Source organism: Seonamhaeicola marinus (genome assembly GCF_008085455.1).
Genome location: NZ_VSDQ01000801.1, coordinates 1 through 427, shown reverse-complemented (window position 1 = coordinate 427; position 427 = coordinate 1). Strand labels below are relative to the sequence as shown.

Genomic DNA, 427 nt, shown 5'->3' with positions numbered 1-427 from the left:
CTTATTGGCATATTTAATATTAAATCTAGATACTGATTTACTTTATTTTTTAATTCTTTTCTTAAAGTAATAAAATCTAAAAAACCATGTTCTAACAAAAACTCTGAAGTTTGGAAACCTTCAGGTAAATCTTGTCCGGTAGTATCTTTTACAACACGTGGGCCTGCAAAACCAATTAAAGCACCAGGTTCACTAATATTAATGTCTCCCAACATAGCAAATGATGCTGTTGTGCCACCAGTTGTAGGATCTGTACACAATGAAATATATGGTATTTTGGCATCAGCTAATTGCGCTAGTTTTACTGATGTTTTAGCTAATTGCATTAATGATAATGCGGCTTCCATCATTCTTGCACCGCCAGATTTTGAAATAATCATTAATGGTACGTTGTTTTTTAATGAGTAATCTGCTGCACGTGCTATTT

At 33.0% G+C, this 427-nt stretch carries 1 protein-coding gene; it reads right to left on the bottom strand.

The features are described from left to right. Window positions 1–427, bottom strand: a 427-nt coding sequence (locus tag FUA24_RS23590) for a carboxyl transferase domain-containing protein (protein ID WP_317131973.1), incomplete at both ends; no start/stop codon positions are given.